The sequence below is a fragment of the Wolbachia endosymbiont (group B) of Ischnura elegans genome (genome assembly GCF_947251585.1).
Classification (GTDB): domain Bacteria; phylum Pseudomonadota; class Alphaproteobacteria; order Rickettsiales; family Anaplasmataceae; genus Wolbachia.
Genome location: NZ_OX366371.1, coordinates 193094 through 219394, shown reverse-complemented (window position 1 = coordinate 219394; position 26301 = coordinate 193094). Strand labels below are relative to the sequence as shown.

The 26301-nt window shown below is 34.0% G+C and carries 19 protein-coding genes, 1 tRNA gene and 3 pseudogenes; 12 read left to right on the top strand and 11 right to left on the bottom strand.

The annotated features are described in order from the left end of the window. Nucleotides 1-49: 49 nt before the first annotated feature. The 8 genes and pseudogenes from OPR58_RS01065 (at nt 50) to topA (ending at nt 10447) form a co-directional block, all read left to right on the top strand. The gene (locus OPR58_RS01065) at nt 50-1027 is read left to right on the top strand and encodes a hypothetical protein (protein ID WP_265022806.1); all 978 of its coding nucleotides are present in this window, start codon (nt 50-52) and stop codon (nt 1025-1027) included. Nucleotides 1028-1036: 9 nt separating this feature from the next. Beyond that, nucleotides 1037-4510 (top strand): ankyrin repeat domain-containing protein, encoded by a 3474-nt coding sequence (locus OPR58_RS01060; protein ID WP_265022805.1) that lies wholly within the window; start codon nt 1037-1039, stop codon nt 4508-4510. 448 nt (nt 4511-4958) lie between these two features. Then, a pseudogene (locus tag OPR58_RS11380) lies at nt 4959-5584 on the top strand (transposase); the annotation flags it as partial. Nucleotides 5585-5668: 84 nt separating this feature from the next. Further along, nucleotides 5669-6829: an IS66 family transposase gene (tnpC, locus tag OPR58_RS01045; protein ID WP_265022803.1), complete on the top strand. Its 1161-nt coding sequence runs from the start codon at nt 5669-5671 to the stop codon at nt 6827-6829. Nucleotide 6830: 1 nt separating this feature from the next. Then, the gene (locus tag OPR58_RS01040; protein ID WP_265022802.1) at nt 6831-7025 is read left to right on the top strand and encodes an IS66 family transposase; all 195 of its coding nucleotides are present in this window, start codon (nt 6831-6833) and stop codon (nt 7023-7025) included. 39 nt (nt 7026-7064) lie between these two features. Further along, nucleotides 7065-7340: pseudogene (locus OPR58_RS11375) on the top strand (IS5 family transposase); the annotation flags it as partial. 32 nt (nt 7341-7372) lie between these two features. Next, nucleotides 7373-7495, top strand: a complete 123-nt coding sequence (locus OPR58_RS01035) for a hypothetical protein (protein ID WP_265022801.1) — start codon at nt 7373-7375, stop codon at nt 7493-7495. 501 nt (nt 7496-7996) lie between these two features. Beyond that, on the top strand, nt 7997-10447 hold the full coding sequence (topA, locus tag OPR58_RS01030) for a type I DNA topoisomerase (protein ID WP_010404951.1): 2451 nt from the start codon (nt 7997-7999) through the stop codon (nt 10445-10447). A 185-nt stretch (nt 10448-10632) separates the two neighbouring features. Here topA and OPR58_RS01025 read toward each other — a convergent pair whose 3' ends face one another. The 8 genes from OPR58_RS01025 to OPR58_RS00990 form a co-directional block, all read right to left on the bottom strand. Continuing rightward, nucleotides 10633-11517 carry a P44/Msp2 family outer membrane protein gene (locus OPR58_RS01025; protein WP_265022800.1) on the bottom strand — a complete coding sequence of 295 codons (885 nt, stop codon included), beginning with the start codon at nt 11515-11517 and terminating at the stop codon, nt 10633-10635. Between the two features lie 100 nt (nt 11518-11617). Next, nucleotides 11618-13636: a type IV secretory system conjugative DNA transfer family protein gene (locus OPR58_RS01020; RefSeq protein WP_265022799.1), complete on the bottom strand. Its 2019-nt coding sequence runs from the start codon at nt 13634-13636 to the stop codon at nt 11618-11620. 30 nt (nt 13637-13666) lie between these two features. Next, nucleotides 13667-14659 (bottom strand): P-type DNA transfer ATPase VirB11, encoded by a 993-nt coding sequence (gene virB11, locus OPR58_RS01015; protein ID WP_019236952.1) that lies wholly within the window; start codon nt 14657-14659, stop codon nt 13667-13669. Nucleotide 14660: 1 nt separating this feature from the next. Further along, nucleotides 14661-16172 (bottom strand): TraB/TrbI/VirB10 family type IV secretion system protein, encoded by a 1512-nt coding sequence (locus OPR58_RS01010; RefSeq protein WP_265022798.1) that lies wholly within the window; start codon nt 16170-16172, stop codon nt 14661-14663. Between the two features lie 16 nt (nt 16173-16188). Next, nucleotides 16189-16980 carry a P-type conjugative transfer protein VirB9 gene (virB9, locus tag OPR58_RS01005; protein ID WP_019236950.1) on the bottom strand — a complete coding sequence of 264 codons (792 nt, stop codon included), beginning with the start codon at nt 16978-16980 and terminating at the stop codon, nt 16189-16191. Then, complete coding sequence (locus OPR58_RS01000) at nt 16967-17647, bottom strand: VirB8 family type IV secretion system protein (RefSeq protein WP_265022797.1); 681 nt, start codon at nt 17645-17647, stop codon at nt 16967-16969. The genes virB9 and OPR58_RS01000 overlap by 14 nt, the downstream gene beginning before the upstream one ends. Before the next feature lie 72 nt (nt 17648-17719). Further along, complete coding sequence (locus OPR58_RS00995; RefSeq protein ID WP_064086006.1) at nt 17720-18805, bottom strand: GTP cyclohydrolase II; 1086 nt, start codon at nt 18803-18805, stop codon at nt 17720-17722. A gap of 20 nt (nt 18806-18825) precedes the next feature. Then, a tRNA-Leu gene (locus OPR58_RS00990) sits at nt 18826-18913 on the bottom strand. A 190-nt stretch (nt 18914-19103) separates the two neighbouring features. On the opposite strand from OPR58_RS00990, the gene OPR58_RS00985 reads away from it, so the two are divergent. From OPR58_RS00985 to OPR58_RS00975, 3 genes and pseudogenes are all read left to right on the top strand, one after another. After that, complete coding sequence (locus OPR58_RS00985; protein ID WP_265022796.1) at nt 19104-20339, top strand: metallophosphoesterase family protein; 1236 nt, start codon at nt 19104-19106, stop codon at nt 20337-20339. 15 nt (nt 20340-20354) lie between these two features. Next, nucleotides 20355-20696, top strand: a pseudogene (locus OPR58_RS00980) (transposase); the annotation flags it as partial. Nucleotides 20697-21184: 488 nt separating this feature from the next. Continuing rightward, complete coding sequence (locus OPR58_RS00975) at nt 21185-21817, top strand: hypothetical protein (protein WP_265022795.1); 633 nt, start codon at nt 21185-21187, stop codon at nt 21815-21817. Nucleotides 21818-21974: 157 nt separating this feature from the next. Here OPR58_RS00975 and dcd read toward each other — a convergent pair whose 3' ends face one another. The 3 genes from dcd to OPR58_RS00960 form a co-directional block, all read right to left on the bottom strand. Beyond that, nucleotides 21975-22532, bottom strand: a complete 558-nt coding sequence (dcd, locus tag OPR58_RS00970) for a dCTP deaminase (protein ID WP_006012513.1) — start codon at nt 22530-22532, stop codon at nt 21975-21977. 110 nt (nt 22533-22642) lie between these two features. After that, the gene (locus tag OPR58_RS00965; RefSeq protein WP_265022212.1) at nt 22643-23602 is read right to left on the bottom strand and encodes an IS5 family transposase; all 960 of its coding nucleotides are present in this window, start codon (nt 23600-23602) and stop codon (nt 22643-22645) included. Between the two features lie 121 nt (nt 23603-23723). Next, nucleotides 23724-25181, bottom strand: coding sequence for a TrkH family potassium uptake protein (locus OPR58_RS00960; protein ID WP_010404910.1), 1458 nt, complete (start codon nt 25179-25181; stop codon nt 23724-23726). 123 nt (nt 25182-25304) lie between these two features. Here OPR58_RS00960 and OPR58_RS00955 point away from each other — a divergent pair, with 123 nt between their 5' ends. After that, the gene (locus tag OPR58_RS00955) at nt 25305-26273 is read left to right on the top strand and encodes a hypothetical protein (protein WP_264375379.1); all 969 of its coding nucleotides are present in this window, start codon (nt 25305-25307) and stop codon (nt 26271-26273) included. Nucleotides 26274-26301: the final 28 nt, after the last annotated feature.

Below are 26301 nucleotides of genomic sequence, written 5' to 3'. Positions count from 1 at the left end.
TAGTACACAATTTATAATCATAAATATTGGAAATGTTAGGAAATTCTGTATGTTTAGCGATAAAATAGTCCTAGACTTTGAAATAGAAAAAGGTGACCGAATAGATCGGTGTTACTTCTCTACACGCATCAAACTTACAGATAAGAGCAAGAGTTTTCTACGTGAAAAGCTCGGTAAACCTAACAATTTAGATGATTACTTTAATCTTAATCCTGAGAATTTTTATATTTATTACAACAAATATAGTGGTCACTATGGTATAAATGAGCTATATGTCAGAGATGATAATGGTAGATATTTAGCTACTAAACTTCCACTTGATCAGAGCGGATTTTCGATAGAGTTATCATTCGACGAGATGAATTATGGTTTTTATCCTCTGTATGCAATCTATAATCCCACTCAATATGACAAAAAGCAGGAAAAGAGCTTTGAAGATAATGGTGAATTGCAGCCGTTTGTGTCAAGTGTATTGGATTACTTTCTAAATGGCTTAACCATTCAAGATATGTTTTTGCAAATACAAAATGAGCTTGTTGAAAAAGAAACAAAATTAGAAGAAGACAGAAGAAAGGCAGAGGAAGAATTAAATCAAAAGAATGAAAAGTTAAGAGAACTCATAGAAAATGATGAGATTAAAGTACTTAAAGTAATAAAAGGCCATAGTATTGGGAATGGACGTTCAGCAGCAATTTTACAGCTTAATGGTGATCTTGATGCAAGTAAATACTACATAGCAGAGTATGAAAGCAATGAATACTTACATTGTACGAGCTCTGGTTATGACATACTGCTTGACCAGAGCGATTTATTTTTTGTTCTGAATAGCAGCTCTTATCTTGAACTTGAAAGCGGTTTCTACTCAATCCCTGAATTTAATTCTAGAAGCTATGCTAAATATCTCAATACTAAGAATCGGCTTTTCAGCGATGATCAACTATCTCAGCAGTTGTGCAAAAACAAGGTAAAGGCTGAATCTACAGTTAACGCATTTTTCTCAAGACTTATTTATAGTGAAAATTTTTAAGAGGTGGATATGAAATTTAAAACAAATTCTGAATATGATAAATTACAAACTTTGATTAAAAAATTATTTCCAAATAAAGAAAGTATAGTAATAAACGATCAGCTTACAATAGAAGTAAAATATGGGGGATTAGCTAGTTATACCCCTGAGTATATAAAACAAACTGTAAAAGATGCTTACGGAGCCTGGTCTGATAATTTCTATTCACAAAAAAGCGTTCATTCTGGTCCAGTAAAATTGCAGCTTTATGTGCTGAAAAATTACGATGATTACAAAGCTCACATCAAGGAACTTTCAGGTGGTAAGGACCATAGAGAATTATGGGGTGGTGGAACAGTAAGAGCACACGAAGCTGACGGCACGATAGCAAAGACTTTTATTGTTGGAGATGTAAATGGCTTACTTTGTGCAAAATCTAAAATTTTAATGGAAAAAATGAGCGATGCATTTCTTGAGTACTCTACCGGTAATATGGATACAGTACCTGAAGTTTTACGTACCGGTATGAAGCTTTTCATGTGGAGCTATGATGCAGCTAAAAAAGAAAGCACTCGCGATATGCATTATACAAAAGAAGCATACAATAAAATGCATGAATCTGGGCATGATACACCATATAAAATAGCAAGTATGTCTAACGACTATAGAATATCAGATTGCTTAGTGACATTCCTACAAGAAAAACATCCTCAATTCATAAAGCAATTGCTTACTGAGATGTCCTTCGATAGAGTAGAAGCGATATCAAAATTCAAGCATCTTTTGAATAACTCAGAAGTTGAAAAAGAATTTAAGCAGTGGATGGATGTAAAAAGTGGCGATAAAATTGTAGCAGATCTTGTGCCAGATAGTGAAGTTATGACTTTTGGCGAACACAAGCTTCAAATAAATATAAAATATGATGATGAGGAATTAACTCAGAGCAAATTGAGTAGTGTAAAAAATGCCATCGAGAGTACTATAAAAGATTTTGATTCAGCATTTGGCATTAATAATTCTCAGCCTTGGCACAACATACCAAATAAAGTTAATGTTTTCGTATTTAATACAAAGAGTGACTACGAAAATTATCTTAAGGAGTTGAACGTTAACTATAAAGGCGCTTCTGGCTTAACAGTTCAAGGGCGTGGCTCAGAAATTCATGTTTATTTTTATCTACAAGACCAATTTGATGACTCGTGTAAAACTTTGAAACACGAATTGGGACACGCCTTAACTATCATTAATTCCTATTATGGTACAGGTGATGTCTTATCTAAGGCTATGCATGAAGGGGTTGCTAACTATATGGCAAGTTTAGAAGATGGTCGGCATGTCAATGACCACGGAGATAAAGAGGCCTTGATTGCAATAAAGAATAAAGGTCTCAAACCAGATGAAATATTGCGCAATAATATTTGGAGTAATAAAGGGGAACATTATCATTCGGATGCTGAACAAGTGATCAAATTTCTTGAAGATAAACACCCAGATATGATTGATAATTTGCTCAAGAGCCTTTCTAAATCTGGTGCAAATAGGTCTCAAGGTAATAAATTATTTGAGGATTTTTTGGCTGAGCTGAAAGGTTATGATCAAGAATTTAAACAATGGGTTAAGGCTGAGCTGAGTGGTGAACAACATATGGAATATAATGTTGTTGAATCTAACAGTGTTGAAAGTTCAACAAGCCAACAAAGTGCAGGCAAGGGTCTATATGGTTATAGCCCAGTACATAATGTAAGTGGTGATAAAACCAAGATAGAATCTAAATCAAGTGTCAGTAGAGAAGATTCTATGCAACCTGCTAAAAAAGCGAGTGAAGACGAACAAGGAAAAGCTGTTACAACAAAAGTTATGAAGTATAATAAACAGCCTTTCTTAAAGGTGAATATTGATGACAATAATGTAGAAAATACTATAGGAAAAGTAAACGAGATAAATAAGGTAACAGGTGCGACTAGTTTACATTTTGCTGCTTCATTGGGAGATTTAAGCAAAGTAGCAACGCTACTAAAACACAATTCATATATTGATACAAGAGACCATAATGGACAAACGCCACTACATTATGCCATTCAGTCAGGAAATACGGAAGTAGCAAAATATCTTATTGATCATGGAGCAAATCTTAATGTTCATGACAATTATTATCAGAAAACTAATACTAAATATGTGTATTATAAGACACCTTTACACTATGCTATTGAGTCTGGAAATATAGAGATAGCTAAATACTTAATAGATCGTGGTGCAAATCCTAATATTCAAGATGCTTATTCCCAAACACCATTATACAGTGCTATTTATTCAGGTAATACAGAAATAGTGAAGTATCTATTAGATCATAACGCAGATCCTAATAGTAAAAGTTATTATACTTTTCCGTTACTTGCTGATATTAAGCTAGGGAATTCGGAAATAGTTAAGAGTTTAATTGAGTATGGCGCAGATCTTGGTATAAAGAACACGTCAGCTCAAACACTGCTGCACTATGCAATTGAGCTAAAACATACGGAAATTGCTGAATACTTAATAGATCGTGGTATAGATGTTGATACCCGTGATATTAGCTCTGGTAAATCTCCACTACATTTTGCCATGCACATGAAAAATATGGAAGTAGTTAAATATCTCATAGAGCACAATGCGGATATTGATATTCAGGATAGCTACGGCTTAACACCTTTGCATCTTGCTGTTGATCTTGGGAATAAGAAGATGATAGAGCAGTTAGTTGAAAAAGGTGCGAATATTAATGCTCAGGATAATGATGGTTGGACACCTTTAGTTCATGCAGTGAGGCATGGAAAGTTAGATACAATAGAATATCTAATAAAAAACAAAGCTGACGTTGACGTTGTAGGCAAAGATGGCAGGACACTTGTTGAACATGCTGAGTTATGGGCAGAAGAGAAAGGACTAGCAAGAGATGTAATAGATAGCAAAGGCGATAATGATTCTTATTATCGTGAGCTTTCAAAAGAAGCTGCAACTTGGGAAAAAGCTGGAAAGGATATGCTTAGCTATCTCAAAAAAATTACTATGCAAGAAGAAGAATCTAACGATATAGACCAAATGCCAGCAGATCAACCTGCGAGTGAAGAAAGGAGTAAAAGATCGATAAGAGGAGACGAAGAGAAGCAAGAGGAAACAATTGTTATAGATAATGTGAAAGAAGAATCACAACATCCTTTAAAAATCAAAGTGGGTGAGGCTGTTGAAATAGGGAAATATAAGGTAGAACTGCAAGTTACGTATGATGATGTAAGAAATTTTTATGACACTATACGTGGTAAATATCATGATGGTAGTGGATACAATTATGAGCAAGTAATGGTTTTGTACAATGAAATTGTTAGGCCAGCATCACAGCATCATGATGAACCATTTACTCTTGCTGAGTCCTATATTGCAGATGGGCATCTATTTATTAAAAATCAAGATTTTGGAATTTTGAATGATTTTAATGAGATGTTCTATAAAAGTGATGAGTTTATGTAACATAAAAGGTGGATGAGAATTAATTGATATAAGGAATTAGATCTTCTATTTTTATTCCAGCGTTTCCTTATCCTGTCATCCCAGTGCTTCGACACTGGGATGGCTTTGTTGCATAGCACCTTAAGCAGTGATGGTTTACGACAAATTTATGTGATGATTTCAAATTTAGCCATACCAATACCTAATTTATAATCAAAATTCCTGGATTCCAGTATCAAGTACTGGAATGACATCATCTACTATGCAACTTACTTTCAAAAATAAACGTTCCAGTGGTTTCATTTGCTTTCATCCCAGTGTTTCCTTCTCCTGTCATCCCAGTGTTTCCTTCTCCTGTCATCCTATGGCTTGACCATAGGATGGCTTTGTTGCATCGCTCAAGTGAAAAGAACTGGCAGTTACTGACAAAATTCATTATAAATAGCCATTTAACTGTTGAAGAAAAAATATGCCACAAAAAATGAGAGTCAGTAACTGCCATGAATATAACAAATTTCTCCAAGAAAGAGGAAGCATTTTTTGTTATATCAATGACGCCATAGAAAATTGGTACGAGAATTGTCCAAAAATGCAGGGCGGCAACTATATTTATAGTGATAAAGTTGTGATTTTAGTGCATATAATCGTCAGTTTCTTTAGAATTGGTTTAAGACAAACAGTCGGGTTTATAAAAGGGTATTTGCAACAAATAGGAAGAGATTTGCAGCTATTCACAAGCATCAAAAAACTTAATATTAAGATAAATGATTGCAGAAAATAATATAGAAGATATCGAAATTGCTATAGACAGTACAGGAATTAGTATATACAACAACACACAGCAAGGAAAATAGCACTGACAGAGTGGCTATGAGCAAACGAGAAAATTGCACGTAATGTTGAATATAAACAACAAAAAAGCCATAGCTGTAAAATACAGTAACGGTGTCTACTCTGATCACTTGTGATTTGCTAAAAGAAGTTGATTTTCAGCATGCCATAAAAGCACTATATGCAGATAGAGCATGTGATAGGCACAAGTTTTATAAGTTGTGTAACGAATATGATATAAAGACAAAAATTCCACCAATAAACAAGTAACCGTTCACGGAGATAAGGTGGTTTACAAAGTAAGTATAAAAGTGTAAAGAGATAGGAAGCTAAATATGGAATGGGTAAATGACAACAGTGCTGCAAGAAAAGGTTGTAGCAGAAAAGGCTAATCTCAAGGAAGAAATAAAAGCACTGATCAGAGAAAATGATAGCTTGAAAGCAAAAATAGTTGAATTAGAAGACAAATTGGGCTTAAATTCGCAAAATTCATCGCTGCCACCATCACGAGATATATATCGTAAGAAAGCAAAAAAGAAAAGTGATAAAAAACCAGGAGGTCAGCCAGGACATAAGGTGCATAAGCGTGAATTAATGGCTGCAGACGAGGTAGTGAGATGCACAATTGATACAATTTGTATGTGTGGAGGTAAGATTACTTTAGAAGATGAAATTATTCATCAGAAGGCAGAGTTGCCAGAAATTAAGCCAATTGTAACTGAGTACAGGTTGCAAAGAGGACATTGTAGAGTATGTAATAAAAGAATTACAGCAAATTTACCCGAAGGTGTTGCAAGAGATTTTCTAGGACCCAATGCTAAAACAGTTATAAGCAGCCTTAGCGGCTTTTTTATTAACTCAAAAAGAGAGGTACAGCAAATTTTGGGCAGTATTTTTAATCTAAATATAAGCCTTGGTTTAGTCTCAAATACTGAACGCAGGGTATCGAAGAAGTGTGCATCTGAATATGAGAAAATGAAGGAAGAGTTGCAAGGAAGCGAGTATTTGCATATAGACGAAACAGGGCACAGAAATCAAGGAAAGAGAGGCTGGAGTTGGGTAATAACAAACAAAGCGTTGACACTTCTGAAGGTAAGCGAGTCTCGTGGTAAGAAGGTGTTGAAGAGTTTACTGCCAGAATATGATGGTATAGTTGTGAGCGATAGATACGCTGTATACAATTACTTCAATCGTGAAAATAGACAGATATGTTGGGCACATCTGGCAAGAGATTTTGAGAGATTTGCCCATAGTAAAAATGTTGAAGTGAGCAAAATTGGCCAAGCACTAAAATCGCTCAGCAATAAGGTGTTTGTAGTAGATAAGGCAAAAAAACAAAATTTGATAGATAATTTGAGATTTTATCGACTGGTGCGAAAAATTCGGAAAAGGGTAAAACATTTTTTACGTAAAATGACGAGGGTTGCAAATAGCACTCAAGCTTCAAGAATGGCCGCTAAGATGTTACGATCTGAGGATATGATGTGGAAGTTTTTAAGAAAAACCTGAAGTGATAGAAACAACTAATAACCTTGCAGAACGGCAAATTAGACGGTACGTAATTTATCGTAAAAACAGCTTTTTCACCTGGTCAGAACGTGGAGAAAGATTCATGGAAAGAATGTTGTCGATATTTTTGACATCACGTCTAAATGGCCAGAACCCCTTTCAAAAGCTACAGAATCTAGTAGCTGTCACTGCTTAGTTCTTTAATTCATTCTCACAATCCGTGAACGGTTACATAAACAATGCGGCAGAACATCCAGAAATAGATTATATGTCTTACAGGAATGCTGCTATTAGGTTAAAAAATTATACGGTGAAGATGGCATGAAAGAATGGAAAAAGAAGTAAATTATGGGAAAAGATCTTATATTGAAGGGTTTTTCTCAAGATTAAAGCAAATATTCGGATTTAGTTTTAGGAATAAATCTGAGATAAATCGAGAAAAAGAACTAAATGCTATTTGCTTAATAAATTCACTGATATTGGTATGGCTAAATTTGAGATAGTTACATGAATTTACCATAAATCACCATCTCATAAAGTGTGATGCAACAAAGCCAATCGGGAGTCGCAATAGTAAAAGTGAAAGAAATCTTCAAAGTAGAACTATCCCCCAAAGCTGCACATGGACATAGAATATCCTTTATCAGGGATGGACGTAAACATTGAAGATCTTCCCCTAGAGCTGGATATAGATATAAAGTCATTTATACCATTACCTATATTCGAGAAAAATATCACATGCCAAGAACCTTGTCAAAATTATATAATCTATCTCTAGAGCAGGTTATTAAGAATATCAATCCGCATAAAAGAGCTAGGTATTCCTAACACCACTAAACTCACAAATTCATTTGCTAGAGTTTATAAGTTCTTGTTTATAATAATTTATTATATCGTAAAACCATCTATATCGGCCTATTTAAACAGTATTTTACTTTCCTTAAGGATTTTTTAAAGATCACCTATTGAATTCTATGATATTATTTTTTGTAACATTGTTATACACGTTATGGTAAGGGAGTTGGGAAAATTTGTAAAGTAGGCTCTTTCATTAGGTTTTTTGCTAACATTAAAACAATTCACTTAAAAAACTGAGAAGACCATTAAAATATTTTTTTACTTTTTATTCTATATATTTCAACATATTACCTTTAAGTACTAATAATTATGGCATTATTGATAGTTGAGTCGCCGGCAAAGGCAAAGACGATAGGTAAATATTTGAGTAAAGAATTTAAAGTGGCTGCATCCTTTGGCCACGTCAGAGATCTGCCAGCGAAGAATGGTTCTGTTGATCCTGATAATGACTTTGCCATGAAGTATGAGATTATTGAAAAAGCAGAAAAGTATGTAAAAGAGTTAGTCAAGGAAGCTAGTAAAACATCAGATATATACCTTGCAACAGATCCAGACAGAGAAGGGGAAGCAATAGCTTGGAATGTGATAGAGGCACTAAAGGAAAGAAAAGCAATCAATGATGAAAGCAACATTCATAGAGTAGTCTTTAACGAAATAACAAAAAGAGCAGTGCAAGAAGCTATAAAAAATCCACGTGAAATTAATATGGACTTAGTGCGTGCACAGCAAGCACGCAGAGCTTTGGATTATCTAGTTGGATTTAGCTTGTCACCGCTGCTGTGGACAAAATTGTCGGGAAGCAAATCTGCAGGGCGAGTGCAGTCTGTTGCATTAAAGCTTATATGCGAACGAGAGGATGAAATCAGTAAGTTTATAACACAGGAGTATTGGAGCATAAAGGCAGAAATGCAAAATAGCAAAGATGAGGCTTTTTTTGCTATGCTAAGCCACTATGACAATAAAAAGCTAGAAAAATTTGATATTAAGAATGAAGAAGAGGCAAAGAACTTAGTCAGGGAGATCGAGTCAAGGCAGTATGCTGTAAGCACAGTAGAACGCAAGCAAGTTAAGAGAAACCCGCTTCCTCCATTTATCACCTCAAGTCTTCAGCAAGATGCAGTGAATAAACTGTATTTTAATGTGAAAAATGTTATGCGAGTAGCGCAAAATTTATATGAAGGTATCAATATTGGTGGTGAAACCGTAGGGTTGATAACTTACATGCGTACAGATGGGTTTCATATTGCAGATGAGGCTATAAACTCAATCAGGGGATCAATTAAGTCATTATATGGTGATAAATATTTACCGCATTCTCCTCGTAAATATGTAAAAAAGGTCAAAAATGCTCAAGAAGCACATGAAGCAATCCGGCCAACTGATATTAATAGAACACCGGGTAGTATTAAGGATTACTTAACGCCAGAGCAATTTAAATTGTACGATTTAATCTGGAAAAGAACCATTGCAAGTCAAATGGAATCGGCGATTCTTGATCAAGTGGTAGTTGAAATTAGTTCTATTGACCAGAAAGTGATTCTGCGAGCAAGTGGATCAAGTATATTCTTTGATGGTTTTTATAAAGTCTATCAAGATAACATAGAAGCCGAAAATGAAGGCCTGCTACCTGCCATGAAGGAAGAGGAAGCGTGCAAGTTGATTTCTGTTGATCCGAAACAGCATTTTACTCAACCGCCACCTCGTTATAGTGAAGCGAGTATAGTAAAAAAAATGGAAGAAGTCGGTATAGGTCGCCCATCAACTTATGCAACAATTATTTCGGTATTACAAGATCGTGAATATGTTTCATTGGATAACAAAAGATTTATTCCAAGCAGCCGCGGTAAGATCGTGACTATATTTTTGGAAACTTTTTTTCAGCGTTGTGTAGAGTATGACTTTACAGCACAAATGGAAGAAAGGCTTGATTCAATCTCAAATGGACATGCAGATTGGAAAAAAGAACTAGGCTATTTTTGGGTGCCATTTTTTAATCATGTAAATTCTGTTAAGCAAATGACACATGATGAGATTTTTAGTGGTATTCATGATTTGGTAGTCAATTGGTTTTGCTCAGAGGAAGGAAAGGAAGAAATAGGTAAAAAATGTCCTAATTGCTCTGGTGGTATATTGAAATTAAATTTTGGAAAAGCCGGTGTGTTTCTTGGATGTTCTAACTATCCTGCATGCAATCATACAAAAGAAATTACGGGCAGTAATGACAATTCAGAATATCCAAAAAGTTTGGGTATAGATGATGTGACAGGCCAAGAGGTAATGATCAAAAAAGGTCCTTTTGGACTTTATCTGGAGTTTAATAGTGAGTCAGAAAAGAAAAAAAAGATTTCTGTACCAAAAGATATAAATGTTAATGATATTGATCTAAATACCGCCACTCGATTACTTTCCCTGCCGAAAATAATCGGAGAGCACCCTGAAACTGGAAAGGAAGTAAAAATAGGTCTTGGACGATTTGGGTACTATATTCTCTATGATGGTCGATACTTTTCTCTTAAAAAAAGCTCTAAGGAGGTATTAGACACACAATTAAACGAAGCTATACAAATTATTGAGAGCAGCCCACGCAAAGAGCTAAAATCTCTTGGTTTTAATGAAAAGGGAAAAGAAGTTTTTATCTGCAACGGTAGGTACGGATTCTATATAAAATGCGGTAAAACAAACGTTGCTTTGGGCAAGAATGCAGATATTGAAAGTATAGATCTGAAGAAGGCTTTAGAGTTAATTAAGAATAAAAAGTAGACTTCTTGCATAACCATTCTTTATATGTTCTTTATTGTTGTTCCAGCGCTACACGCTGGAACTGAGAAAAAAAGAGCCTGAATTACAAGAAAGAAAATATTCAGATAACGAGAAAGTTGTCATCTGGTTAGCAGCTACAGTCGTGTGACGCAGACGTGCTAACAGGAAAATAGTCTCTATCAGAGTTAAGCTTTGCTGGCAAAATGAAAAGTAAGACCAGCTTCTATACCGTGTGTGTGAAACACTTGATTGCCTATACTGATACTTTCTTTGTGTAACTTCTGGTCCGATGGTTTTTGACCTTTCTTCAATTCTAATATCTTTTTTCCATCTGAGTTTGCCTGTTGCTTTTCTTTCATTTCTCCTAACACCTCTGCTTCAAAATCAACATTACTACCAAGAACACCAAAACCTCTATATCCGATGTGCATATTTACATCTTCGTTTATACGATAATCAAAGCCAGCTTTCAATTGACCTGCAGGTCTTATTGACGATTTTTCAAACATCGTCATTCTTGTTCCACCAACTCCAATACCAACGTAAGGAGAAAAAGAAAAACTATCACTTTTCCAATAATGATAAACATTTGCCATTACAGATGCGTTTTCTACTTGGTCATGATTAATTACAGTTTTATACATATAAGTTTTTTTATTAGTACTCTCACCAACGTCTTTTAGATACGAAACAGTTACTTGATTACTTGATAAACCAATATTATCTACTTTTACAGAAGAGTACATCCCTTCCAATTCAGCTCTATAGCTATTATTGCCTAGTTCTCCTGTGTAACCAAACGTTACATTTGCAGCAAAAGGTGGGTTATAATCTCCTTTATACTTACTTATTAACTGACCTTCTGTTCTCTGAGCGTCTATGTCATTTATAGATACACGGTTATCATCTGTAGCATCTTTGCCTCCAATTTTTGCTTTCAACTTACCCAAGTTCAAATATTGACCGTAATATCCACCACCAAAGTAAAATCCTTCCGTTTCACTTGCAAAAGATTGTTGTGACAACAATAAAGCAAGTGCTGTAACTGCTAATGTTTTTTTACTCATCATGACTATTCCTCTAGTTAAAATAGCTAATCTAGTACTAATTAATTAAAAATGATTTAATATGAAAAGACTAATTATTTTCTAAGCTAAAAAATAGGTAAAATTAACCTCTATCCTCGATTTTATTGCCGTCTAGTTTGTCCTCATCTTCAAATTCATCATCATCGTCAAATTCATCCTTACTGTCTTCATCATCAAACCCATCATCGTCTTCCTCATCATCAAACCCATCACCACCTTCAAACTTATCATCAATATCCTCGTCTTCAAATCCATCTTCAATCTCTGGCTCATCGTATATTGCATCTTCAGTTTTAGCTTCAACAGGATAATCAGCAGCTTCAATAGCATTACTCTCTTCTTCATTACTAATCTTATCTTTGTTAGCAGCAGAAAAGACCTTGTTTGGATCATATGGCTCTTGTGTAGGCACACGTGTTGGTTTAATCAGCCTTCTTGTGAATGTGCTATCACTATAGTACAAAATTTTCTTTGACTTAATTGGATAAGTCGATTCTATCAAAATTATCTGATCATCACGTGGCAGCATAATAATTTCTTGAGGTAAGAGCAATGCTCTCTGTGTTTCAGAGATATGCAATGATCTTGATGCAGGATTCAAGTCTAAAAATTTAGGTTTGTTTAATGATTCTTGTTGTACAGTTTTGTTTCCTATAAGCTGAGATATCAAATTAGCCGTTTCAATATTATTGGCTGCAAAAGTTATTCTATAGGTTGAGTTTGATAAAAAGGAGTTCATTCCTGCTTCTTCATATATTCCTTTAAGCTGTTCAGTATCTTGAACAATTAAAAATAACCTTACTCGATAGCCACGAAAGTATGCGATGCCCGTTTGAAATTGCTCCATTTTTCCAAGTGTTGGAAACTCATCCATTAAAAATAATACGCCGTAAGGCTCGTCATCCGATGGCAATTTTCTACATAAAAACTCAGTTGCCTGTTGATAAAACACCTGCATTAAAGGCCTGAGCCTAGTTAAGTTATCAGGAGTTAAACCAACATAAACTGTAGTTTTCTTCTTTTTAAAATCCAAAATATTAAAATCACTTGATGCAGTTGCAGTATCGATCAATGGGTTTGCCCACAATTCAAGCGACGAGTTCATAGTTGACACAACACCTGATCTTTCTTTGTCAGCCTTTTGCAAAAAAGCTGCAATGTTCATATACGCTACCGGATGTATTATTTTACCCATTGTGTCCAAAACTACAGCAAGATTGTAAACTACGTCATCGCTACGCATCGTACGCACAACCTCACCAAAAGATTTAACTTTCTCTGGTGCAGCAAGTAAATATAGTACCACCCCAACAAATAAGCTTCTTGCTTCGTTTTGCCAAAAATCTTGTTCAGGCATGATTAGGTTAGCTATTTTTTGCACATCGTCAACCATCTGTCCAGGTTTTTCACTAATCCATTCCAGTGGATTATAACAATGGCTTACCCCATCTGGCTGCGCTGGGTTCCATACATATACTTTTTGTCCTTGTCGCTCTCGCCAACCACTTGTTATTTCATAGTTTTCTAATTTTATATCATGCACAATTACCGAATCATTCCAAAATAACAAATTAGGAATTACAAAACCAACACCTTTACCAGAGCCTGTAGGTGCAAAGAGCAATGCATGCTGAAACCCATCAGCAATAAAATATCCTCTCTTATCTTTACCAAGCAATAGACCTTTTTTGCTTCTTAATCCCGCTTTTCGTATGTCTTTCTCTGATGCCCACTGTGAATCTCCATGAAGTGATTCTTTCTTTTTAAATGGCCGCCACTCAATTAGTCTTTCTCTCACATTCCACAAAATAATCATCAAAACAATTTGAGGCAGTACAGAAGATACAACTAATTTAATTTTGAGCTCAAAGCTATATAGCTCTGGATGATGCCAACAATATTGTATATGATCAAAAATTGTCGGCCAGAGAGCTTGAGGAAAAGGTGTCAAGCTCGGATTAATTGCTCTAAAATCTACACCATCTGGACCGTCAACAAACAGGTAGAATAATATACCAGACAAATAGAAGCAAAATTCAAATATGCTAAAAGATACTACACCTCCTATGAGAATATTGCGTAGGTGATTTCCATTACTCATAAACTACTTTTTCTTAACTTACGTATAAATTTAAGTATTTTCATTTGAAGATCTAGTAAATAATATCTCAGAAATGCTTCTTTTGCCTCCACTGGTTCTTTTTAGCTGAATAACAATATCAATTACATTTCTAATGTATGGTATGATCTGATCTGGGGGAATTCCAAGATTTGCTTGCATAACCATAAGTTTTATTTGCTCAAGAGCCATTGCCGGACTATCCGCATGAAGAGTTGATATTGACCCTGGGTGGCCAGTGTTTATTGCTCTAAGAAAACTAAAAGCTTCTGCTCCACGCAGCTCACCAACTATTATTCTATCTGGTCTTAAACGTAAACATGCCTCTATCAAATCTTGAGTGGTCACTTTTGCCCTGCCTTGCCCTCCTTTAGAAGCAATTAAATGGACTTTATTGGGATGATCATTCAAAACTATCTCTCTTGCATCTTCAACAGTAATAATTCTTTCTTCAGATGGAATAGCACGCAAAGTAGCATTAGTAAAAGTGGTTTTACCAGTGGAAGTTCCACCACTAATTATGATATTTTTCTTACTTATTACAGCATATTCTAAAAACTCTTTTATTTTTTTTTGTTTCAGTAGCAAATCTAGGTGACGATCTACTGGATTATCGGTCACTCCTATAACAGTTTCAGAAAAAGCCCCCATTTTTTCATAATCATCCAATGCCAATTGCATAGAAGAAGGTTTACGAATTGAAATGACTACTTTATCAGGCTCACATGCTGGAGGAAACACTATCTGTATACGATAACCATTTGGTAATGTAGCTGAAAGCAGCGGTGTCTCTTCGCTCAGTTTTTGTTCTGTAGCTTGAGCAATCAACCTGCTAAGAGATTTTAAATGATTAAGATCAAATATTTCTAACTTTTCGCATCTTATTTCACCGCGATTTTCAATCCATACTTCCTTCGGTTTATTTATTGATATTTCATTTACACCTTCCTCTTGAAATATCCCTTGTAATGGCTCCAAGTATGTATCAAGTGCAGCATAGTTCATTTCAGTTATTTAATATTGACTGTGGAGGAAATACTATATCTTGGTTAACAAATACTTTCAATGCAGTTCCTTGATTAACATAAATAGTTGGTTTTTTATCTACACTCCTATCAACTATATCTCGCATGTCTTTGGAAAAATCATTGATTGACTTCCCAATTGCTTCATCATAAACAGATTTGCTTCTTTTCTGAGTTTGCCTCAACAGTTGACGTACATCGTCTAAAGTTATACCGATATTGTCACTAGTAATTGTATCAACTCCACTAGCTCCAGAACTTTTTATCACACTTACTATTTCTTCCTTTATTATTCTCAGCAAATCCTGATCACTTTTAGCATTTCGAATTTTTTCAATAGCCCTAATACCCAATTTCCATTTTTCGTCTCCTACCTTCCCAACTTCAGTTTTTATAGAATTCTCCAATCTCTCAACAATATCCCCTTTGAGAGAAGAAATATCTATTTCAGTTGCAGTAATAGACTTCACTGCATCCATGGCAGTTAGCGCATCGATAAGATTAGAGGCTTTTTGTCCTACAACAGCTGAACCAATCGAAACACCAGCAAGTGCCACTGAAGAGAATAATGCACTTGCTATTTTATTATCAACTATTCCAGCTATCCCTGCCCTTCCAAGCTCATCGGTACCAGATGATGCAATAGCAACATCTATACCATGAGGAAGAATGATCCTATTCCAATTTATGTTCACGCGGGCTTTTGCAACATTTGAGTCGAATGAATAACCACCTATTAACCTTGAACCTTTTGGTATTAAAATTGTATCACCAGTTTCTGCATAAACGTCTCTACTAACAACAGCACGGAGCATTCCTTGTAAGTCAGAACTTATTGCAGTTTCAAGAATAGCGTCAATAACCTTACCTTGAATAATCATTAAACCAAGCTTTCCAGCTTTGGTAGCTTTGCTCGATTGTGCTGAGGTATTGGATAAAACAGCATCTGTAGCTTTACCTTCCCCACTACTACCTGAAATTGCTAACATTTGTGCACTACGTCTGTCTCTAGGATAACCGCCACCCCCTATTGTAGGAAATGAAGTAGGCAAATTGCTAATAACATTACCAGAAGGAAAATTTTGCTTTGGTAAAACAGGTATATTTGACAAGGGAATTTCTTTTAGTTGCTCTTCTTTTTTTGTCACTTCCTCTTTTTTGATTTGTTTTACTTCTGGTATGACTTGTGGAATAGGAAGAGGAGGTAAGGGTGGCAAGAGATCAGTTACTACTCTTTCGGAAACTATTGCATTATCTGGAACTTGTTCTAACTTTCCTTTCAATTCTTGAATGTTTTGCTTTGTTTCCTCTTTTTTAACAATCTCTGGACCCTCTTTATTAGAAGGACTAAAATAAAGATAGTACACTCCACCAACTAAGAGCGCTACCATAACTATCATCAATGCCTTATAACCTTGATTAGAGCCAACTGTTACTACCTTGCTTTCTATCTCTGATTCATCTTCTACACTATTATGCCTTTCTTTACTCATATTATATGTACCAGAACTAAAGTGACCTATTTATAACTTCAACTTCACTACCTTCATAACGCATTAATAGCTTTTTATGTACTCCTTTTATTACAACATAATCATCAAATAACAGCCTTTTACAGGATTCGCCTTCTATAAAAATCTGAGGAATTTTATTACTATTTCTAAACTTTAAATAGGTTAAATAACCATCATCGAATAACTCAATTGGAACTATATCTACGTTACCACCTTCATCAATATATGTATAGTTGTACCTCGTATTATTTTCTTGTATTATTTTTTCTGGCTTTTCTGTAATGTATTGCATTTGAGTAGGTAAAGAAACCTCATCTAAATCAACATCAAATTCATCTTCTTCTTGAGGATAATAAAAACGTATTACGTAAGATATATCCTTTTCAACGGAATAATCATGATCCACTTTTTTAGCATCAGTATCTGGGTATTTATCGTAATTTGGTCTTGAAATTAGATCAAAAATGTAATTTCTCTTTTTAGTTGTCGTAATAATCATGTTAGTGCGACTACTGACTTCAAATGGCATGACAAGCAGTTTATTATCATAAGGATTAATTTTCCAACTTGATGCATCACCAACAGCAATATTTTTGACTTTTTCCCCTTCTGCAAACTCAATATAAGAATAGTAACCTTGACTAAAAATTACTGTAAACACCTCATTAGGGCTATATACAAAAGTCTTTATTCTACTATCTACAGAAATAGGTTTATTATTAATAGATGCATTTAAGTTGCCACTTATTAGTAAAGCTAAAACTAACAATATCCTACACATATTCATCATCTACTCTATATGAAATAACTTGAAACCCTAACGGGTTAATATATCTTTGCTGATCATTCATTTCAAGCGATGCATATTTATACGACATCACAACTATCTTATTTTTCCTTGAGGAATTTCCATCTTTTCGTGTAAATTCTATAGAAAATCTCACTTGAAGAGCATCATTACCTAATTTTTGAATTGAACGAATTTTCAACTCACCTTTAGCATCTGAATATAAATTAAAAAGGTCATTCATATTCTGCGATTTTATATAATTGCCAAATTCACTATATACACTAGGCGAAGAAAACAACCTTACTTTTGTATAATAATTATAATTATAATTATATGGGTCAAAAACCTCCCTTGCTTTTATATACTCTGAAATAAAATAATCGTTCAGCGTTTCATTTGCAGAATGTTGTTTTACTGTAACAGGATCAACCAATTGCACTATTCCTGATTTTTTATCAATTTCTATAACGAATGGCTCAATAGTGCTACTTGTGCTAATTTTAAATATAGCTAATATGCTTATAGAAATTGCAACTAGTAATATTAATGTAAATAAAAGTAAAGTATTTCTCTGAGCAACAACTGTGCTATAGCGACTTGAATTCCAATTTATATCCTTATCCAATAACTCATTACTTTTTTCTTGTTTTAAAAATTTCAGCATCTCAATATTCTTAAAAATCTTAACTTATATTAATTAACATAGCAAGCTAACAAAGTAGTTATAACAAAAAAGCTAATAAACCCTTAATCCATGGCCTAACTTGCCAAATTTTGTTTCCATATATGAATCATTATATTCATTGCGTTCCATAATAAGTGGTACACACTTTGTAACTTCTATACCGTTATTTTTCAACTCTGATAACTTTCTACCATTGTTTGTAAGTAATTGTATTTTGTTAATGTTCAATTTCTTAAGTATTTTAGCTGCAACAGCAAAGCTCCTTTCATCATCTTCAAAACCCAATACTCTATTTGCATCAACAGTATCAAGATTATATTTTCTTTGCATACTGTATGCTCTTAACTTATTAGTTAAACCAATGCCTCTCCCATCTTGCATCAAGTATAATATAATGCCATTCCCAAAGTCGGTCATTATTTGAATCGCTTGATGTAACTGGCTTCTGCAATCACATGATAAGCTGTCTAATAAGTCTCCTGTATAGCATGAAGAATGAATTCTCACTAATGGCTCATTATCTTTATCTGGATTGCCAATGATAATTGCATAATGTTCTCTTCCGCCACTTTTGGTTCTATAAGATATGATATCTACTTCTTGAGTCTGCTTTAAAAATAATGATGTTTTGCACACTTCATACACACTATGATTTTGTTGAAAATCATTCACAAGTAACGTATTTAGTGCAATAATGTCATTTTCTTCACACCAATTTCGCATTTCATGTTTATTCTCAAAAGTCATATCAGCCACTAACGCGTATGGCAATAATTCTGAGAACTTAAGCAAGGCAACAGCATACGCATCTATTGTCTTTGAGCATTGCAACTCTTTTATCCAATCTTCCTTTGAACAGTTTATTAAATGGAGCAGTTCATCAAAATTGCTTATCAACAGACGTTTGCTACTATGTTCTTTACTCTGACATATGTATTTTACCTTACTTGCAGTCAAAGTAACATACACATTACCTGATATAAGCTTATATTGACTAAATAAATTTTTTTCTAAAGTTTCAGCAGCAGCAAGCAATAGATAGTTATTTTCATCATCATATATTAAAATTGGAAGACCACGCCTGACTTCACTGATGGCCCTTTCTACTTTATTTCTACTTTGATTTCCTATAAACATTTCACCTACACCAAACAACTTGGTGCGGTCGAGAAGACTTGAACTTCCAAGGCTTTGTGAGCCACAGCGACCTCAACGCTGCGTGTCTACCAATTCCACCACGACCGCACTTTATTCTAGTTTCTATATAATTACTTTAAATTACTTAATCATTTTAGGATTTTTCATCTAAAGTGTCAATCTGATACTAGGATAATTTAGGAAATGCCTGTATAATTTAACTATGAATTTTATGGTTACAAACTTTAATCATTTAAGATAATCTTACTACTAATTCTTAATTTAGGTCTTTATACAAATGAAAATAGCTAATATCTTCATTTTTTTAATTCTATCTCTTACAATTAGCTTTTACCCCACTCATGCACAAATATTGTACACATGGTCTCAAATCATTCCAGAAAATAAATTAAGCATACGTGCGATTATAGACAATAACATATGTCCCATTGCTTACGTCGATAATAAGGAAGTAGAAATGCTAAGTCGCAGCTCAATTAACAATACCGAAACAGTTTGTGAACTGATAGTAGAAACAAATGCTCAAAACATTAGTATTGACAATATAAAAGTTCCCGTATTAGCGGAAAAGATCAGCAAAATTGCCTTCATTGGCGATACAGGATGTAGAATAAATATGTTATTTCAGCAAGAATGTAATTCTGTAGATAGCTGGCCTTTGAAAAAAAATTTAGATTCAATCGCTTTTCATAAACCAGATTTAATTATCCATGTTGGTGATTATCATTATAGACAAACAAAATGTAGAAACACAAAAAAGTGCGGCGATATTTATGGATATAGCAAAGAAGCTTGGTACGCTGATTGGTTTGAGCCTGCAAAAGATATTTTAACACAATCTCCTTTTCTTTTTGTTCGTGGAAATCATGAGAGTTGTAATAGAGCTTATGAAGGATGGTTCAGATATTTAGATTCATACCCCTTTTCCCCTCAAAAATGTGAAGATCTTATTTCCAGTTGGTTCTTAGATGCTGGGCCGATGAAGTTTTTTATCTTCGACTCTTCATCCGGTGAGGAAATTTTTACAACCCAAAGCACAGTTGATGCTTTTGAGAGGCAGTTTGATAAATTGATACAAGATAAGCCCACGTGGTTTTTGACTCATAAACCACTTTGGAGATCTCCAAAAAAAGAATTTTTGACATTAAAAAGCCATGGTAATCTTACACAAATTGAAGCTTTTGGAGATAAATTTCCAAGCAATGTTACTACCATAGTTTCTGGCCACATTCATATAGCCCAGATTTTATTAATGGATAATGTTCCAGATCAGATTATAGTTGGAAACGGCGGTGCATTATTACACGCTCAAGATCAAGAACCTGTTTATCAAAACGTAGAATTTAACTATCCAAATAGTAGAAATTACTTAGCACACGAAGTTAGAAACTTTTTCGGCTTTGGCTTTGCAATATTAGGTTTAGACGATCACAAATTTACTTTCTATAACCAAGATAATAAGGAAATGTATTCTGCAAACCTAACGAAAGACTTTAAACTTAAAACAAATTAAAATTAGGACTATTTAAGGACGCAGAAAAAACGTGCTGAGCTTAAAAAACTCACAGCAACAAAAAACACTGAAATTCTTGTATATATCGACTAATCTGGAATTGATAACACAAAAGTCAGCGTATTAGTATGATTGCAGCTTTGAATAAGGGAAAAATTATGGCGCCTATGATTTTTGAAGGCTACTGCGATACAGACGTTTTTAATAGCTAGTTCAAGCTTTATTGCTGGGTGATTTTGGATAATGCAACTTTTTATAGAAAATAAGTGAATTTGTTAAAAGTATCGGTGCTGAAGTTATATATCTGCCTCCATATTCTCCTGATTTTAATCAAACCATTGGTTTGCTATAAAAAATTGAGCCAGAAAGAATATCCAGCTATTCGAACTATTAGAAAAAGAGCTATATATGAGCATGTTTTAGCACAGACATTTTTTTGTAACTAGGCGAATGCAATCAGTATTAGCGGCTTGAAAGGATATCAATTAATAAAGAAATGCATCTATAGTAATTAGAAGAAAGAATGAAAAAGTACAGAAGTAGAAATGTGAGTTGACAAAATAAGAGAAATATACTATATTGATGATAGTAAGACTATTTAAAATTAATTATGCCATTAACGGTAAATACACCAGACAACATACAAAGACCGTCAAAATTAAAAAGCAAGGGATATTTTACTAGCTCCTTTAAGGTGGCTAATCATTGGTTTAGTTATACTATCATTTACAGCACTTTTTATTTTCTTTATAGCATTTATCCTAGTCTTTAAAGCACTGAGTAAACTATATACTCTTGCAGGAGGCAAATTACCAGAATGGTTAGAGCAAAGAGGTGAAGCATTTATGGAAATAGCACGTGTCCCACAAACAACACATGACACTGATGTAAATAATGCAATCAGTATTAACGTTCAAAAGCTAAGAGAAGACTATGGTGAACCTAATGTTGGAGATGGATTTATAAAAGAAATAGAAAATTTTATTAATGAGCTAGAGTGTATAGCAAATGACGCGCAAAAAGCTTCAGATAAAGATCAACTCACAGCAGATGAGCAAAAACATGCACTTGAGTGCCTAAAGCGTATAAAAAATGACCCTGATTCACATAGTGGAAGTGGATTAAGATTGAAGCAAGTTTTAAGTTTGGTTTGGAAAGCTTGTAAGGATAAAAATAAAAAAAGTACTGATAATAATATAGATATTAATACCCGCATATCACAGAGAAAATATCAACTGGTTAAACATTTAGTAGAATCGCAAACAGAATACGGAGTACTTGTTGGCAGTGCATGTTTTACTGGTACCTTTAACAGTATTGTCTCTTCCTTGTACACTTTTGAAGAGTTTTCCTTCTCGCAAAGAGCGGATAAGGCTACTGTAAAACAAGAATTTCAAAATGAGCTACAAAAAAAGGTGAAGAATTATTTAATCAGCTTGCCAATGATGAAGAAAAAAAAGAAGTTGCAAAAGCTTTAAGTAATCCTTCTACAAATTTCTTTATTAGCTTTATAGAATCATTTAAAAATCACTCTGCACGTGCAGTTTTAGGTGATAAAAAATGTGACGAACTAATAAAAGAAAATTTTGCTAATCTTCAATACAAAGAATCAATATCTAACTTTATCTAAAGTAATCACTTAACTAACGGCAAAGTGATACCATGTTGATTCATATATTTTCCTTTCATATCATCGTATGATTTCTCGCATTCACTTTCGCCGCTTAAAAACACAAACTGGCATGCACCTTCATTAGCGTAAATTTTTGCAGGAAGTGGAGTAGTGTTAGAGAATTCAAGTGTGACGTGACCTTCCCATCCAGGCTCTAAAGGTGTGACGTTTACTATAATACCACACCTTGCATAAGTTGACTTACCAACACAAATTACCAGTACATTCCTTGGTATACGAAAATACTCCACTGTGCTGGCAAGTACAAAACTATTTGGTGGAATTATACATACATCTGTTTCCTTATCTATGAAACTATTCTCAGAAAAATTCTTGGGGTCTACAATAGCTGAATTAACATTAGTAAAAATCTTAAACTTATTACTAACTCTTGCATCATAGCCATAAGATGATAATCCGAAAGATACAACACCCTTACTGCTTTTATGATTCACAAAAGGCTCTATCATTCTAGAGTTTTCAGCCTTTTCCCTTATCCATTTATCTGGCATAACTGCCATAATTGTCCTTTAAAGTTTTGTAATACTTATAATAATATGTAATAGAATTTAAATGTAAACCTGAATGGCTTTGTTGCATAGCACTGATAGGCATGTAAATCACAATGAACTTACGCAGCTAATTTAAATTTAGCCATACCAATATCAGTAAATTTGTTCAGTAAGTAGCACTTAATTAACAGCTCTTTTTCACGATTTACCTCTGATTTATTTTTCAAGCCAAACCCAAATATTTGCTTCAACCTATAGAAAAAGACTTCAATATAAGACCGTGCTCCATACTTAACTTTTTTCTTCCATTCATTAATACCATCTTCATAATTCTCATATGACCTAATTCTACTAATATACTTGTTTCTTTCTGATAAGTAGTCAGCTAAACAAATTTTAGTATCCTTCCTAGGGCGAATAATAGGCACAATATTGTATTTTCTGCATTCTTTATACACACTTTTTATATCATAAGCCGCATCTGCTCGAATAGAACAAATGTTATATTTATCACTGACTTCTTCTAACATATCGCAGACCGGCAAATAGTCTACAGCAACACCACTAGTGTAGTTCATGCTTATTGCTTTCTTATCATTTATGTTTAAAATAACATGTAATTTTCTTACTTGACCATAACCACTGTATTTTCTTTTTCGAATATTAAGCTTACTATGCCCACCGTTATTATTGTAGATACTAACTCTAGTGCTATCTACGGCAATTTCAACATTTTCCAGATCATCTTTATTGCTTCTATGGTCATCAATCTTCAAATTAAGCTTTTTAAATCTTCTGGAAGCTTGTGTATAGCTGATAATCTTAAGTTTTTTGCCTATTTGTACCATATAACCTTTTACAAAACCTACAGCTTGTCTCAAGCCAATTCTAAAAAGATGAACTATTATGTGTATTAAAATTACAACTTTATCACTATAAGTGTTATTGCCACCTGCAACTTTTGGACTATTTTCATACCAATTTTCTATGGCTTGATTAACAAAATGAAAAACATTTCCTCTTTTTTTTAGAAACTCATTATATTCTCTTTGGTTACTTACTCTCATTTTTTGTGGCATAAGTTATACTTGTTTGAAAAATGCCTATTTTACAACAAAATGCGTTAGTAACCATAAGCTTTTCTCCTTACAATAACCTCAACCAACACTAGCTATGCAACAAAGCCAACCTGAATTAGCGTTACACTCTGGAATGGCAAAGTTTCCAGTATAAACTACCTATACAAAAATAAATTGGCAATATTTCAAGCCTGCCAAGCAGCATCAAAAACGATAGAAATAGCTTTACTCCACCACTAAAGGAGGAATAATTACCTGAAGGACCTATTAGGTTACTAAATCCTGGGCCAGAATTTGTAAGCATTGCAGAAACAGAGCTGATGCTAGTTATAAAGTCCGCATTGCTCAAGTAAGACATCACTATTGATGATATAGCGAACGTTAACATGTAAATCGCAAAAAACGTAAAGACAGATTGAACTTCATCATTCTCCAGTATTTTACCATTGAGTTTTACTCTATCGCTTTCACTTGGATTTAATAAAGAGCTAAAGTAATTCCTTATAGATTTTAGAAAAATGACTAAACGGAAGATTTTGATTCCACCACTAGCAGAACCACCACATCCACCAATAAAGGCTAAAAAGAAAGCTAAGACTGAAATAAAGCTCCAATTCAAGTAGTTGCACATTACATAGCCAGTTGATGTGATAAAGGAGGTAATGGTGAATGTGCTGTACCTAAATGATAAAAATACTCCTAAGTCAAAATTTTTATATAACCAAAAACAAGCAAGCAAAGATGAGATAACAACTATCTTAATAAAGTAAGAGACCTGTTCATCATAACAAACGTCTAATCGTCTTATAATTTTTAAATAGCTCAGAAAAGGTAAAGAGCCTAAAATCATAAAGATAATTGTTATGACCTCCAATATAGGGTTATTGTAGTAGCCTATAGAATCGTTATAGTTAGCAAATCCACCAGTTGATACAGCGGACATTCCGTGACATACTGCGTCAAATAATGGCATGCCAGCTAGATAGTAGGAAAATATGCACAATAAAATTAGGCAGTAATATATTTCTGCAATATGTATTACTACGCTTCGCGTATGTGGTAACTTTCTTTTAAGAGCATCTGAGTACTCAGAATAGAGTAAATTATTTAAGCTCAAAACCTTAAATATGGGAAAAATTGCAATTCCTACTGTAATTACTCCAAAACCACCTATACCGTGCAGCATTGCTCTCCACAGTAGTATCCCCGGAGATTGTTGCTCGATGTAACTTAGAACAGTTGCTCCTGTGGTTGTAATCCCAGATACTGCTTCAAACAGTGCATCAATGTAGCTTAAACTATCAAGATAAAATGGAATAGCTGCAAATAGAGATAATGCAATCCAGGTACAACTGGTAATCGCAAAAATTGCCGGCATTCCATGTACCCTATTTAGTTTACCCAGTAGAATAAAAATCGCACTAAATGTGCAGGTAACTATAAATCCAACCAGAAAATTTTTCCATTCGTAACCTAGATAATTATTAGTAATAGCAGGAATAAGCATTGCTACGCCAAACAACAATAGAAAAATTCCCACAATAAACGCAATTGAACGTAAAACTTGCAGACTTTCCATAGACAGTACTGTGAAAGCTATATGTTATTAAAACTTCAACCGCTTTGCTAATTTTTCTCTTGACTTGATTATAAATACGTATAATTATAGCGCTAAATTTGCCATAAGAGATAGAGGTAAAGTATGTTATTAACTAACAGACAAAAAAACATTCGAGATTCATTAATTAGTGAAGCTATACAAGGCAACTTTGAGAATATAAAAAATAATTACGATAGCGATATACAAGAAGTTTTGAAAAGCGAATTACCTAGTAATATACAAAAAGAGTTTAAAGACGATCTACCTAACCCTTGTACCACTTCACAGTTGATTATATTCAAAAAAAATCAAAAGGAAATTAATCAATGTATACAGAAAATGGAGCAAAAAATTGAGAGTATTTCGTGTGATATAGCTATGCAAGAAGCGAAAGGAAATGATGATTCGCATATGCAAAAAGTGAAAAACTTAAAGAGAACAAGTGATCTTCACCATAAATTACGTCAAGCAATAGATTATTTAGATGTTAAAAAAGTTAAAGCAGTATTAGAAGATTGTGATACAAATCTAGCAATGATTTTAAATAGACCTATACATTCACAGAGCAAAACTACCCTTTTACTTTATCCTCTGCAAGTTGGTCTTAATAAACGATATATAGGTGATGGTAAAAGATTGAAACAAGAAGATCTGAGAAATATAAAAGAAATTACTAAACTTCTTTGGGATAAAGCTTCTCCTGATATTCGCAATTTCTGGTTTAAATTCCATCAAGATCAACAAGAAGAAAGTACAAAAGACACAAAAGCAACCTTTGAAGCTCATTTGAAAAAAGCTCCTCCTGATATTCGTGACTTGTGGCTTAAATATCAAAGAGTGCCTGAAAATCAAGATGCAGCTGTAATAAAACTTCTTAAAGGTGAGCAACAACGACATGCCAAGATAGGTAGTGAGAAGTGGCTTGAAGATTTCATTCAAGAAGTTAAAGATTACAGAGAACAAAAAAGCATAGAAGAAAACCTTGAAATAGCTACAGAGAAACCTACAACAAAATCTGTTCTACAAGACGCACAACTTTCTCAAATAAATAGAACTTGTTGTATTTTGTAGTAAATAAGTTCTTAGGAAATCTAAGTAT

What these genes read in the sequence shown, in the direction of transcription:
- OPR58_RS01065 (WP_265022806.1), top strand. Translation starts at nt 50, where the DNA reads ATGTTTAGCGATAAAATAGTCCTAGACTTTGAAATAGAAAAAGGTGAC.
- OPR58_RS01060 (WP_265022805.1), top strand. Translation starts at nt 1,037, where the DNA reads ATGAAATTTAAAACAAATTCTGAATATGATAAATTACAAACTTTGATT.
- tnpC (WP_265022803.1), top strand. Translation starts at nt 5,669, where the DNA reads ATGACAACAGTGCTGCAAGAAAAGGTTGTAGCAGAAAAGGCTAATCTC.
- OPR58_RS01035 (WP_265022801.1), top strand. Translation starts at nt 7,373, where the DNA reads ATGCAACAAAGCCAATCGGGAGTCGCAATAGTAAAAGTGAAAGAAATC.
- topA (WP_010404951.1), top strand. Translation starts at nt 7,997, where the DNA reads ATGGCATTATTGATAGTTGAGTCGCCGGCAAAGGCAAAGACGATAGGT.
- OPR58_RS01025 (WP_265022800.1), bottom strand. Translation starts at nt 11,517, where the DNA reads ATGATGAGTAAAAAAACATTAGCAGTTACAGCACTTGCTTTATTGTTG.
- OPR58_RS01020 (WP_265022799.1), bottom strand. Translation starts at nt 13,636, where the DNA reads ATGAGTAATGGAAATCACCTACGCAATATTCTCATAGGAGGTGTAGTA.
- virB11 (WP_019236952.1), bottom strand. Translation starts at nt 14,659, where the DNA reads ATGAACTATGCTGCACTTGATACATACTTGGAGCCATTACAAGGGATA.
- OPR58_RS01010 (WP_265022798.1), bottom strand. Translation starts at nt 16,172, where the DNA reads ATGAGTAAAGAAAGGCATAATAGTGTAGAAGATGAATCAGAGATAGAA.
- virB9 (WP_019236950.1), bottom strand. Translation starts at nt 16,980, where the DNA reads ATGAATATGTGTAGGATATTGTTAGTTTTAGCTTTACTAATAAGTGGC.
- OPR58_RS01000 (WP_265022797.1), bottom strand. Translation starts at nt 17,647, where the DNA reads ATGCTGAAATTTTTAAAACAAGAAAAAAGTAATGAGTTATTGGATAAG.
- OPR58_RS00995 (WP_064086006.1), bottom strand. Translation starts at nt 18,805, where the DNA reads ATGTTTATAGGAAATCAAAGTAGAAATAAAGTAGAAAGGGCCATCAGT.
- OPR58_RS00985 (WP_265022796.1), top strand. Translation starts at nt 19,104, where the DNA reads ATGAAAATAGCTAATATCTTCATTTTTTTAATTCTATCTCTTACAATT.
- OPR58_RS00975 (WP_265022795.1), top strand. Translation starts at nt 21,185, where the DNA reads ATGGAAATAGCACGTGTCCCACAAACAACACATGACACTGATGTAAAT.
- dcd (WP_006012513.1), bottom strand. Translation starts at nt 22,532, where the DNA reads ATGGCAGTTATGCCAGATAAATGGATAAGGGAAAAGGCTGAAAACTCT.
- OPR58_RS00965 (WP_265022212.1), bottom strand. Translation starts at nt 23,602, where the DNA reads ATGCCACAAAAAATGAGAGTAAGTAACCAAAGAGAATATAATGAGTTT.
- OPR58_RS00960 (WP_010404910.1), bottom strand. Translation starts at nt 25,181, where the DNA reads ATGGAAAGTCTGCAAGTTTTACGTTCAATTGCGTTTATTGTGGGAATT.
- OPR58_RS00955 (WP_264375379.1), top strand. Translation starts at nt 25,305, where the DNA reads ATGTTATTAACTAACAGACAAAAAAACATTCGAGATTCATTAATTAGT.